The sequence below is a fragment of the Winogradskyella pacifica genome (assembly GCF_003386275.1).
GTDB lineage: Bacteria > Bacteroidota > Bacteroidia > Flavobacteriales > Flavobacteriaceae > Winogradskyella > Winogradskyella pacifica.
This window is the reverse complement of sequence record NZ_QREI01000001.1, coordinates 232,647-244,885: the sequence shown is the minus strand read 5'-3', so window position 1 is coordinate 244,885 and position 12,239 is coordinate 232,647. Positions and strand designations below refer to the sequence as shown.

Here is a 12,239-nt window from a genome sequence, read left to right as displayed (position 1 = left end):
TCCTTAAAAGTATATAACTTCTAAGGATTTAAATTTTAATATAGTGTTGGTATTATCCTAAAAAAGGATATCTATAATCTGTCGGAGTTACAAATGTTTCCTTAATTAATCTTGGAGATACCCAACGTAATAAATTTTGAGGACTTCCGGCCTTGTCATTTGTTCCTGAAGCTCTAGCTCCACCAAATGGTTGTTGACCAACAACAGCACCAGTTGGTTTGTCGTTTATATAGAAGTTTCCTGCGGCATTCTGAAGCGCTTTTGTAGCTTCTTCAACAGCATATCTGTCTCTAGAAATAATAGCACCAGTTAATGCGTATTCACTTGTTTCATCAACTAATTTTAAAGTCTCAGAGTAAGCTTCATCTTCATACACATATATTGTAATTACAGGACCAAATAATTCTGTAGACATTGTAGTGTATTTTGGGTCTGTAGTTACAATGACTGTAGGCTCAATAAAGTAACCTTTAGATTTATCGTAGTTACCACCAGCAATGATTTCTGCATCGCTATCTGCTTTAGCTGCATCAATATATTTAGCTAATTTATCAAAAGAACCTTCATGGATGACTGCCGTAATAAAGTTACTCATGTCTTCTGGAGAGCCCATTTTGAAAGATTCTAAGTCTTCAATTAAATACTTCTTTACATCTGCCCAAATTCCTTTAGGCACATAAGCTCTAGAGGCTGCACTACATTTTTGACCTTGAAATTCAAAAGCACCACGTGCAATAGCGGTTGCTACTTGTTTAGCATCTGCTGTTTTGTGTGCTACTATAAAATCTTTTCCACCTGTTTCTCCAACAATTCTTGGGTATGTCTTGTAGTTGTGGATATTGTTTCCAATTTGCTTCCATAGTTCTTTAAACACATGCGTAGAACCTGTGAAATGTAAACCAGAAAAATCAGGACTTGCTAATACTGTATTTGTAATCATTACAGGATCTCCAAAAACAACATTGATAACACCATCTGGTACACCTGCTTCTTTAAAAATATCCATAATTACTTTTGCAGAATAGACTTGGCTATCACTTGGTTTCCAAACGACCACATTACCCATTAAAGCCATACATGCTGGTAGATTACCTGCAATCGCTGTAAAGTTAAAAGGGGTTACAGCGTACGTAAAACCTTCAAGAGGTCTATATTCTACTCTGTTCCATGCTGCACTAGTGCTTTCTGGTTGCTCCATGTATATGTCTGACATAAACTGAACATTAAAGCGTAAGAAATCTATAAGTTCACAAGCGGCATCAATTTCAGCTTGATAAATGTTTTTAGATTGTGCAATCATTGTTGCAGCATTAATCTTAGCTCTATATGGACCAGCGATTAATTCTGCAGCTTTTAAGAAAATACCTGCGCGTTGTTCCCATGGCATTTGTGACCAAGATTTACGTGCTTCTAGTGCTGTAGAAATAGCGTCTTCAACATGTGTTTTTTCTGCTAAATGGTATTCACCTACAACGTGTTGGTGATCGTGTGGAGGAGACATAGTTCTGGTATTTCCAGTTTTTACGTCTTTTCCATTTATGTATAAAGGAACTTCAACCTTAGAATTAAACATTGATTTATAAGCCTCTAAAACTGCTTTACGTTCTGCAGAACCAGGTGCGTAAGACATAACAGGTTCGTTAACTGCTACTGGTACATTAAAGAATCCTTTTCCCATAATATATTTGTTTTTTTAGTTTGAATTTTGAAAGTGCAAATGTACGATTTTTAAAAGATATTATTTCTTTCAAACGTTATAGTTGTGTGAAGATTGGAAATATAGTCGTTGTAATCTAGGGTCAGAAATGTGGATAATATTTCTATCGAATCGTCAAGCTAATGTGTTACCTGTTGACGTTGGTATTCGAAATAACTTATGATGGTAATTTGTTAGGATTGTGGTTATTGCAGCAACAATCCTGTAGGTTCACAAGATAAACTCAATATTATGACTATTGATTTTTAAAAGGAGATATTGTCTATTAAAAAAGTGAGATTCTAAGAATTAATTAAGTGCAAAAGGAGCGCTTAATTTGAAAGAAGGAATATAGACTTTAAAATTGTTGGTTTTCGATAAGTTGATCATATTGTAATGACCGCTCATAGCGCCAAAAGGCGAGGTTAATAAACAGCCTGAATTGTAAGTGTGTGATTCCCCTGGTTTTAATACAGGTTTTTTGCCGATAACACCTTCACCTTCAATAATTTCTTCATTATTTAAGGCATCGAGTATTTTCCAGTGTCTAGAGTTCAATTGAACAGAATCTTTACTTTGGTTTTCAATAGTGACTTTATAGCCAAAGGCGAAGTGTACTTTATAGTTTTTATAAAATGTACCTTCAAAATTGGTTTCTACAGTGATTTTTATGCCGCTAGTTACTTGTTGTACCATGATTGGGATGTTGTTCTATGCTAAAATAGCATATTTTTTTAATGAAGCGTTATAAATCGGTTGAGAGGATGCCATTTTTAACAAATTGGTTATAAATGTGGTAGGTGATGTGAATATGTTAATAGTTCTTGCTGTTATTTTTATTTTAATAATGGATCGCTTATAAAAGTTTTAATTAGAAATGTTTACAGAAGTCGCTTCCCCAAAACCAATTAGTCTGTCGTAACGCGAACCAAGATCTTTGTAATACACCAAAACTTTATAATTGTTTTCGGTTTCCCAAAAATTACCACTGATAGCTCCCTCGTCTAACACTCCTGTTTTTTTGTCTACGGTCACATATTTGTAATTGTAAAAGCCTTGTTTTAATAAAAGTGTGGTTTCATAACGCTTGCTTTCAGGATTAAAAAACATTTGAGTTAAGGGTTCAAGCATATAATAGTTAAAGTTACCATAAACATAAATGTCTTTAGACTTCAATTCCTCTTGTAGTAATGAAAAGTGAACCATCACATAATCGGCCTCAATATCAGGGTTGTCTCTATCTATAATAGTGACTAAAAAGTTTCCGTTAATATCTGGATTATAGGTGTAGGGTCTGTTTTTACGATTAATATTAGTGTATAGATAGTTGTGATAAAGATCCCTTAACTCAATAAATTGAACGCCAACGTTCGCTGCTCTAACATCTTTGTTTTCAAAAAACAGGTATTCGTTTCCTCCCCAAAATGCAGATTCAGTATCGTAACGATAAATAAGTTCGTTGCCCAGTGTGTATTGTGGTTTTAGATCTGAAATTGCCGTATTGAGATTGTTGTTTTGAATAATAAGTGTTTTAATGGTTTCTAATGGGTTATTCAGGTTCATGCCATTAGTAGTGATGACAAGATCTACAGATTGTTTTTCTGCAATAACTTTAACGTCTCTAGAGCGCTTTACATTGACACCAACACTAGCTAGACTTTCGTAAACCATAAATTTTCTACTAAACATCAGTTCATCATAATCATCGTAAATAGAAATCATATAGTTTCCGCTTTTCAATAATCCTCGTGTCTGCGTATTTGGAATGACTAAATTGTAGTGCGAATAAATTTGGTACGTATTAAAAGAGTTCTCGTAATCTAAAATACGTTGATTGTCTAGTCCACTCAGGTATTCTGACTTCACGAGATTAGATGGAGTCCAGTCAAAATTAAAATGTTCAATAACGTAATAAAAGTCTTCTTCATCACCTGTTAAGGCATCAAACTCTAACATAAGAGATTCACCAAGCTTTAAAATAGGGAGTTGTCCTTGTGTGGTGTTACTCTTAAAGGTTACTGTTTTTATAAAATCTGGCGGATTAAGTTCTTCAACAACTTGAGAGAGCAGAATTATAGGAAATAGTAATAGTACTGAAAGGCTAAAAAGGTTTTTTTTCATTTTATTTTGAAATCTAAGCGTATAAATATAATCAAAATCTGTGCCTTAACACAAATCTCTTATTTATAATCATTACAAATAAAAAAGAAGCTTTATTTTGGGTCTTTTTTAAGCATTAATTCGTAAATTTGCACCGATTTTTAGGTAACTAATCTTTAAGTATATGTCAAAAGACATCAAAATTAAAAAGGGTTTAGATATAAGGTTGGTCGGCGAAGCCGAGCAAACGACAGAGAATGCTATTATTAGCAATTTCTACTCTATAAAACCCGAAGATTTCCACAGTATTATTCCAAAACTTGTTGCAAAAGAAGGGGCACGTGTAAAAGCAGGTGAGACTTTATTTTATAACAAGGATAACGAAACAATGAAATTTGTTTCTCCAGTTTCTGGTGAAATAACGGAAGTGCAACGTGGACCAAGACGTCGTATAGACGCTATTAAAATAACAGCAGATAAAGAACAAACTTATGTAGATCATGGTAAGTTTGATTTGGCTTCAGATGCAGAAAAAACTAAAGCTCATTTGTTAGCTTCAGGTTGTTGGGCTTTTATTAAGCAACGTCCTTACGATGTTGTAGCAAAAGCAGACAGTACGCCAAAAGCTATCTTTATTTCGGGTTACGCAAGTGCGCCTCTAGCAGCTAATTTAGACTTTACCTTGGCAGGTAAAGAAGCTGAATTGCAAGCGGCAGTAACTGCGTTGTCTAAATTAACAGAAGGCGGAGTTCATATTTCAATAGGCAGTTCTAAGTCACCTCTAGCTAATTTGCAAAATGCAATAACACATAACGTTTCTGGCCCACATCCATCAGGTAATGTCGGTACTTTAATTAATAAGGTTAGTCCTGTTAATAAAGGAGAAACAGTTTGGACCGTTAATGCACAAGATTTAGTAATTATTGGTGAGTTGTTGTTAACAGGTAAGTTTAACGCTGAACGTATTATTGCTTTAGCTGGATCTTCAGTTAAAAAACCACGTTATTTTAGAACAAAATTAGGTTCGGAAATCTCAACTATGGTTTATGATAACGGAGTTGAAAGAGATGGTAATGATCGTTTTATTTCAGGAAATGTATTGTCTGGAAAACGTGTTCAGCCAGATGGTTATTTAGATTATTATAGCAATATAATTTCTGTAATCCCTGAAGGTAATGACTACGAATTATTTGGATGGAATAAACCCGTTTTTGATAAAGTATCTAATACTAGAGCTTTAACTTTTTCTTGGTTAACACCAAATAAAAAATACGATCTAAATACCAATATGAATGGTGAACATAGAAATTTTGTTCTTACAGGTAATTACGAACAAGTTTTTCCATTAGATATATATCCAATGCAAATCTTAAAAGCATGCTTGTATAAAGATTTAGATGAAATGGAAGCTTTAGGTATGTACGAAGTTGCACCAGAAGATTTTGCTTTAACAGAATTTGTGTGTGTGTCTAAGCAGCCACATCAGCAAATTATTAGAGCAGGCTTGGATTTAATGTTAGAAGAAATCGGTTAAAAAATAGATAATGGGTTTAAAACAAAACTTACATAGTTTAAGAGAAAAATATAAAGGAACTAAGATGGCTCCGGCTTTCAATGCCTTACATACATTTCTTTATACGCCTAATGATACTGCCCATGGTGGTACACATATCAAGGCGGCAGACGATTTAAAACGTACTATGAACACGGTAATTATGGCTTTAATTCCGTGCTTAATCTTTGGTATGTTCAATGCAGGTTATCAGCATTATGTAGCAGCAGGAGAAATAGAAGCGGTAACAAGTGGTTTCTTTAGCAGTGAATTCTGGACATTACAGAATTTTTCTCTAGGTTTCTGGAAAATATTACCGATACTACTTGTTTCTTATGGTGTTGGTTTAGGTGTTGAATTTCTTTTCGCCGTTATTAAAGGGCACGAAGTTGAAGAAGGATACTTAGTAACAGGGATGTTAGTGCCATTAATTGTACCAATCGATATTCCATTATGGATGTTAGTTGTTGCAGTTGTTTTCGGTGTTGTTATTGGTAAAGAAGTATTTGGAGGTACAGGAATGAATATTTTAAATCCTGCATTAACCATTAGAGCATTCTTGTTCTTCGCTTATCCTACTTGGATGAGTGGTGATAAAGTTTGGGTAGAAGGAGCTGTAGAAAGAACTAGAGAAATAGCAAATGGCTCAACGGCCGATGCGATCTCAGGAGAAACTATTTTAGGTAGTTTAGCCCAATCGCATGGAGTTGACTATTCCGTAATGGATATGTTTTTCGGTTTTATTCCTGGCTCAATAGGTGAAACATCTACATTGTTAATCTTGTTAGGTGGTTTATTTCTGATTTTTACAAAAATTGGAAGCTGGAGAATAATGCTAAGTTCTGTTATTGGTGCTTTAGTAATGGGGTATATCTTTAACCTAGTCGTAGCAGCAGGATGGATCACAGATACAAGTAAATTTTACGGCTTAATGAGTACTGAGTTCTGGCATCATTTATTAATTGGAGGTATGGCATTTGGTATTGTGTATATGGCAACAGATCCTGTTACCGCATCTCAAACTAATAAAGGAAAATGGATATACGGTTTCCTAATAGGTTTTATATCTATTATGATTCGTGTATTTAACCCAGCGTACCCAGAAGGAGTGATGTTAGCAATATTGTTAATGAATGTATTTGCACCAACCATAGATCATTATGTAGTGCAAGGCAATGTGAAAAGAAGATTAAAAAGAGCAAAATTAAAAACAGCTTAAATTATGGCAATCGATACAGAAAAAAATAGTTATACCATTATTTTTGCCATTGTTATGGTGTTGGTAGTGGGTTCTATACTTGCAGGACTTGCTTCAGGCTTAAAACCTTTAGTGGATGCTAATAAACGTTTTGAAAAACAACAGAATATATTGTATGCCATGGGCATTAATGCCAATGAAGGTACAAGTGATGTTGCATTCATTTCTACAGATAAAGTAGAAGAAGAATTTACGAACACTATTACTAAGCAATATGTAATTGAAGGTACTAAGGCTACTGAAAATTCTGAAGCATATTTAATAGATATTAAGAAAGAAGAAACAAAAGCAAAAGATCCTAATTATACAAGGAAATTACCTTTGTTTGAAGGAGTAAAAGATGGTAACCCAATCTATGTAATTCCTATTAGAGGTAAAGGCTTATGGGATGCTATTTGGGGGTTTGTAGCCGTTGATAAATCAATGACAATACAAGGTGTGTTTTTTGACCATGCAGGTGAAACACCAGGTTTAGGTGCAGAGATTAAACAACGATACTTTATGGATGATTTTGCAGGAGAACATTTATTGAATGATGCAGGTGTCTTTAAAGGAATAAATGTAGCTAAAGGAAATGCAGATCCTAAGAATGAAAGGAAAAGCGACAATGCAGTAGATGCCATTGCAGGAGCAACAATTACAGGTGATGGTGTAACCGCAATGATTATGAAAGATTTAAAAATGTACGTGCCTTATTTCAAGACATTAAACTAAAAAAGTATGGGACTTTTATCAAAAAAAGATAGTAAACTAATATTAGATCCTTTAGCGGATAACAACCCAATTACCATTCAGGTTTTAGGTATCTGTTCTGCTTTAGCGATTACAGCACAGTTAAAACCATCTATTGTAATGGCTATTTCTGTGGTCTTCGTACTTAGTGTAGGTAACGTAGTTATCTCTTTAATGCGAAATATCATTCCTTCTAAAATTAGAATTATTGTACAATTAATAGTTGTTGCAACTTTGGTTATTATTGTAGATCAAGTATTAAAAGCATTTGCTTATAGTTTAAGTAAAGAGCTTTCAGTATTTATTGGTTTAATTATTACCAACTGTATTATAATGGGACGTTTTGAAGCTTTTGCACTAGCAAATAAACCATGGCAATCATTTTTAGATGGTATTGGTAATGCAGCGGGGTATGGTCTAATCCTTATAATCGTTGGTTTCTTTAGAGAGCTTTTAGGTTCGGGAACTTTATTCGGGTTTAAAGTACTTGGAGATTCTGTGGAAAAAACAGGATTATACGCTATTGGCTATGAGAATAACGGATTTATGGTTTTGCCTCCAATGGCTTTAATTGTAGTTGGTTTGATCATTTGGGTACAACGTAGTAGAAATAAAGAATTAATAGAAGACTAAATTAGTTTATAGTTACTAGTTGTTTGTTGATAGCAGTATCCAACAACTAAAGACTAACAACTAAAAACAAAATATATGGAACATTTAGAGTTATTTTTTAAATCGATATTTGTAGACAACATGGTTTTTGCATACTTCTTAGGTATGTGTTCTTACTTAGCAGTGTCTAAAAAAGTATCTACAGCAGTAGGATTAGGAGCTGCCGTAATTTTTGTATTAGCAATTACAGTGCCTTTAAACTGGTTATTAGATCAGTATCTATTACAAGAAGGTGCCTTAATATGGTTAGGACCAGAGTATGCAGATTACGATTTAGGGTTCTTATCATTCATTATGTTTATTGCAACTATCGCAACGATGGTGCAATTAGTTGAAATCATTGTAGAGAAATTTTCTCCATCATTGTATAATTCACTAGGTATATTCTTACCATTAATTGCAGTAAACTGTGCCATATTAGGTGGGTCTTTATTTATGCAATCTCGTGAAATTGAAACTTTAGGTTTAGCACTTAATTATGGTATTGGATCTGGAATTGGGTGGTTTTTAGCGATTGTAGCCATTGCTGCAATTAGAGAAAAAATTAGATATAGTAATGTACCACCTGCTTTAAGAGGTTTAGGGATTACATTCATTATAACAGGACTTATGGCAATTGGTTTTATGAGCTTCGGTGGTATGCTTACAGGAGGTGAAGAAGAAGCAACAGAAGAAACTGTAGAAAATACGGTAGGCATGGTTACAGCTATTGCTGATGAGAAAAAGGACGAGGCGTCTAGTCTTGCGATTGAAACAATAAAAGATTCAGATAAAAATTAATTAAGAATATGGTATTAGCAGCAAGCACAATAGGAACGGTCATCGCTACAGTTGTCGCGTTTTTAGTAGTTACTTTATTATTGGTATCGCTTTTACTTGTAGTGAAACAAAAACTGTCTCCTTCGGGACCAGTAAAAATTACTATCAATGGTGAAAGAGAGATAGAAGTAGCTTCAGGAAGTACCTTATTAAGTACTTTAGGAGCTCAAAAAATATTCTTACCATCTGCTTGTGGTGGTGGTGGAACATGTATTCAGTGTGAATGTCATGTTTTAAATGGTGGAGGTGAAGCACTTCCAACAGAAACACCTCACTTTTCTAGAAAGGAATTAGCAGAAGGTGCTCGTTTATCTTGCCAAGTTAAGGTAAAGCAGGATATGGAGATTACGATTCCTGAAGAAGTATTCGGTATTAAAAAATGGGAAGCAACGGTTGTTTCTAACTATAACGTAGCAACGTTTATTAAGGAATTTGTAGTTGAAATTCCTGAAGATATGGGTTACAAAGCGGGAGGTTATATTCAAATTGAAATTCCAGAAATAGAAGTTAAATATGCTGATATGGACGTTACTGCGCATCCGGAAGATCATCCAGGTGAACCAGATAAGTTTAAGTCAGATTGGGAAAAGTTTGGGTTATGGCCTTTAGTTATGAAAAACGAAGAGCTTGTGGAACGTGCTTACTCTATGGCTTCTTATCCTGCAGAAGGAAGACGAATTATGCTAAATGTACGTGTAGCTACTCCTCCTTTTGATCGCGCCAAAGGTGGCTGGATGGATGTAAATCCAGGAATTGCGTCATCTTATATTTTTAATCAAAAAGTAGGAGATAAAGTAACAATTTCAGGACCTTACGGTGAGTTCTTTATTAATGATTCTGAATCAGAAATGTTGTATGTTGGTGGTGGTGCAGGTATGGCTCCAATGCGTTCGCATTTATATGAATTATTTAGAACTATAAAAACAGGTCGTAAAGTAACATATTGGTATGGTGGACGTTCTAAAGCTGAATTGTTTTACATCCATTACTTTAGAGCTTTAGAAAAAGATTTTCCAAACTTTAAATTCTATTTGGCATTATCAGAGCCAATGGAAAGTGATAACTGGAAAGTTAAAACAGATATTAATGATGAGGAAGGTGATGGTTTCGTAGGCTTTATTCACAATTGTGTAATAGATAATTACTTAAGTCATCATGAAGCACCTGAAGATATTGAATTATATTTCTGTGGACCACCATTAATGAACCAAGCCGTTCAAAAAATGGGTGAAGATTTCGGAATTCCGGATGAGCACATTAGATTTGATGACTTTGGCGGCTAGTCTTAAGACACTATGTTTAAAATTGTCGTTCTACTTTTAAAAGTAGAATCTTTATAAAAAAAAACCAACTCAGAAGAGTTGGTTTTTTTTTGCTTAAATTTCTAAAGATTTAATATCTAATTTCAAGCTTCGATTTTAATATAAAGACGGTGGCTATTTTTATTTGGCCAACTCTATTTGTAATATTTCTTTTAACGTATCTGTAGAAATGGGCTTTATAATGTAATTAGATATCGTTTTATAGTGTTTTGCGCGATTTATGTCTGCTGGGTCAATGGAAGAACTTACGATGTATATAGTAAGCAATTTATGAGATTCAATCTTAACAAGCTCTTCTAAGAACTGCCAACCATCCATTATAGGCATGTTAATATCTAGTAGTATAATATCCGGAACATTTTCACCAGCAATCATTATTGGTTTTAAACTATTTAGGGCCTCTTGTCCATTTTTAAATACCATAAATGAGTTACAAAAATCTGATAATTCCATCATTCTTTTTGCGCCGAAAACAAATATTGGGTCATCATCGATGATACATGCTACGTCAATTTTATTCATGTGTTTTTAAATGTATATAAAAGGTTGTTCCTTCATTAACTTCACTCTCTACTTCAATTTTTCCACCAATGGCTTCCACTTGATTTTTAGTTATAAATAAACCTAAACCACGAGAGTCATCGTGCTTATGGAATGTTTTATACATGCCAAATAGTTTTTCTCCATATTTGATTAAATCAATACCTTGACCATAATCCCTAATTTCTAATACGATAAAACGATCTTTAATTCTTGTGTTTATTTCGATTTTTGCGGGCTCAGTAGGCTTTTTATATTTGATGGCATTGGTTAAAAAATTTAATAGAATACTATCTAAATAGGCGGGTACTGCTTTCACTACAATATTAGGATCAATATTTATAGAAATTGTAGTTTTAGAATCTATTATGAGTGCAGAAATGCTAGAATATGCTCTATTAAAATTCTCTAGTAGGTTTAATGGTTCTGTTTTTAGATCCTTTTGAATGTTAATTGCAGCGACCTCGTTTAGATTTTCTACAGTTTCACCGAGATGATTTACAGCCATACTTATTAAAGGGAAAATCTCATTATCTGTAGTTTCTGGTAAGTCCATTTTTACAATATCTAATAACATATCTAAATTACCGTAATGCGATCTGAGATTATGCGATACAATATGAGCAAAATTTAATAAACGTTTATTCTGATCTTCGGTTGTAGTCAATAATTGTGAAATCTTTTTGCTCGTTTTTTTTATTTCAGTAACATCATTTATTTGAGCAACGAAATGTAGTGGTTGTCCTTTGTCATCCCTCACAATTGATGTAGATAACTGCGCCCAAATCGTTTCCTGCTGTTTACTTATATAACGTTTTTCAGTTTCATAATGATCAATGTTACCACTAATCATACTCATCATGGCCTTGTAGTCTTTTCGTAAATCATCAGGGTGTGTAATATCCATGAAGGTTAACTTTTCTATTTCTTCTTTACTATAACCAAAAGTTTCACATAGACTTTTATTAACTTCAAGCCAATTACCTTCTAAATCTACGATGGCCATTCCAACTAAAGCAGTTTCAAATGTTCTTCTAAGTTGAAGTTCTTTAAAGGCTAGTTTTTTTGAATCTTTTGTTGTTTTATCTATATCTTGAAATAAACCTTGAACTAAAACGCATTTGTCATTTTCAACGACAGCTATGCCTATTGCTCTTATCCATTTATCTTTTCCTGTATGGGTGATAATTTGAACTTCAATATCAAAATCTTTGTGGTTTTCAATACAATTGGTAAATAATCTAGTGATTGTATCTCGACTGTAGCCTTCTTTATAAAAAGAGAGACCAATTTCAACGTTAGGAATATAATCTAGAGGAACTTCGTGTATTTTTTTTGTTTGAATGCTCCAGTTTAGAATAGTAGATATAGGATTATATTCCCAAGTACCAATGGTGGCACGTTCTTGGATAAAATCTAACAAATCAATACTACTCTTGTTTTGTGTATTAGGGATAGACAAAATAGATGAGTTATAGGGGGTTAAAAGGCAAATATAAATTTTAATTCGGAATAAACCAGTACTAAATGACTAAATAAAACGATAAA

General features: G+C 33.7%; 11 protein-coding genes. 6 read left to right on the top strand and 5 right to left on the bottom strand.

What is annotated here, in order from left to right; genetic code table 11:
* Nucleotides 1-52: 52 nt before the first annotated feature.
* From pruA to DFQ09_RS01165, 3 genes are all read right to left on the bottom strand, one after another.
* Nucleotides 53-1,678 carry an L-glutamate gamma-semialdehyde dehydrogenase gene (gene pruA, locus DFQ09_RS01175; RefSeq protein WP_115807759.1) on the bottom strand — a complete coding sequence of 542 codons (1,626 nt, stop codon included), beginning with the start codon at nt 1,676-1,678 and terminating at the stop codon, nt 53-55.
* Between the two features lie 327 nt (nt 1,679-2,005).
* Entirely contained in the window at nt 2,006-2,392 is a 387-nt protein-coding gene (apaG, locus tag DFQ09_RS01170) for a Co2+/Mg2+ efflux protein ApaG (protein ID WP_115807758.1), read from the bottom strand.
* Nucleotides 2,393-2,563: 171 nt separating this feature from the next.
* Nucleotides 2,564-3,817 carry a type IX secretion system plug protein gene (locus DFQ09_RS01165; protein WP_115807757.1) on the bottom strand — a complete coding sequence of 418 codons (1,254 nt, stop codon included), beginning with the start codon at nt 3,815-3,817 and terminating at the stop codon, nt 2,564-2,566.
* A 163-nt stretch (nt 3,818-3,980) separates the two neighbouring features.
* On the opposite strand from DFQ09_RS01165, the gene DFQ09_RS01160 reads away from it, so the two are divergent.
* The 6 genes from DFQ09_RS01160 (at nt 3,981) to nqrF (ending at nt 10,112) form a co-directional block, all read left to right on the top strand.
* Nucleotides 3,981-5,330 carry a Na(+)-translocating NADH-quinone reductase subunit A gene (locus DFQ09_RS01160; protein ID WP_115807756.1) on the top strand — a complete coding sequence of 450 codons (1,350 nt, stop codon included), beginning with the start codon at nt 3,981-3,983 and terminating at the stop codon, nt 5,328-5,330.
* 10 nt (nt 5,331-5,340) lie between these two features.
* Nucleotides 5,341-6,567, top strand: coding sequence for an NADH:ubiquinone reductase (Na(+)-transporting) subunit B (locus DFQ09_RS01155; RefSeq protein ID WP_115807755.1), 1,227 nt, complete (start codon nt 5,341-5,343; stop codon nt 6,565-6,567).
* A 3-nt stretch (nt 6,568-6,570) separates the two neighbouring features.
* Complete coding sequence (locus DFQ09_RS01150) at nt 6,571-7,320, top strand: Na(+)-translocating NADH-quinone reductase subunit C (protein WP_115807754.1); 750 nt, start codon at nt 6,571-6,573, stop codon at nt 7,318-7,320.
* A gap of 6 nt (nt 7,321-7,326) precedes the next feature.
* Nucleotides 7,327-7,971, top strand: a complete 645-nt coding sequence (locus tag DFQ09_RS01145) for an NADH:ubiquinone reductase (Na(+)-transporting) subunit D (protein WP_115807753.1) — start codon at nt 7,327-7,329, stop codon at nt 7,969-7,971.
* Nucleotides 7,972-8,046: 75 nt separating this feature from the next.
* Nucleotides 8,047-8,790, top strand: a complete 744-nt coding sequence (gene nqrE / locus DFQ09_RS01140) for an NADH:ubiquinone reductase (Na(+)-transporting) subunit E (RefSeq protein WP_115807752.1) — start codon at nt 8,047-8,049, stop codon at nt 8,788-8,790.
* A gap of 8 nt (nt 8,791-8,798) precedes the next feature.
* On the top strand, nt 8,799-10,112 hold the full coding sequence (gene nqrF, locus DFQ09_RS01135) for an NADH:ubiquinone reductase (Na(+)-transporting) subunit F (RefSeq protein WP_115807751.1): 1,314 nt from the start codon (nt 8,799-8,801) through the stop codon (nt 10,110-10,112).
* Nucleotides 10,113-10,271: 159 nt separating this feature from the next.
* Here nqrF and DFQ09_RS01130 read toward each other — a convergent pair whose 3' ends face one another.
* Both DFQ09_RS01130 and DFQ09_RS01125 read right to left on the bottom strand, forming a co-directional pair.
* Nucleotides 10,272-10,673 carry a response regulator gene (locus tag DFQ09_RS01130; RefSeq protein WP_115807750.1) on the bottom strand — a complete coding sequence of 134 codons (402 nt, stop codon included), beginning with the start codon at nt 10,671-10,673 and terminating at the stop codon, nt 10,272-10,274.
* The gene (locus tag DFQ09_RS01125) at nt 10,666-12,153 is read right to left on the bottom strand and encodes a sensor histidine kinase (protein ID WP_115807749.1); all 1,488 of its coding nucleotides are present in this window, start codon (nt 12,151-12,153) and stop codon (nt 10,666-10,668) included. Before DFQ09_RS01125 ends, DFQ09_RS01130 begins: the two co-directional genes overlap by 8 nt.
* Nucleotides 12,154-12,239 lie beyond the last annotated feature (86 nt).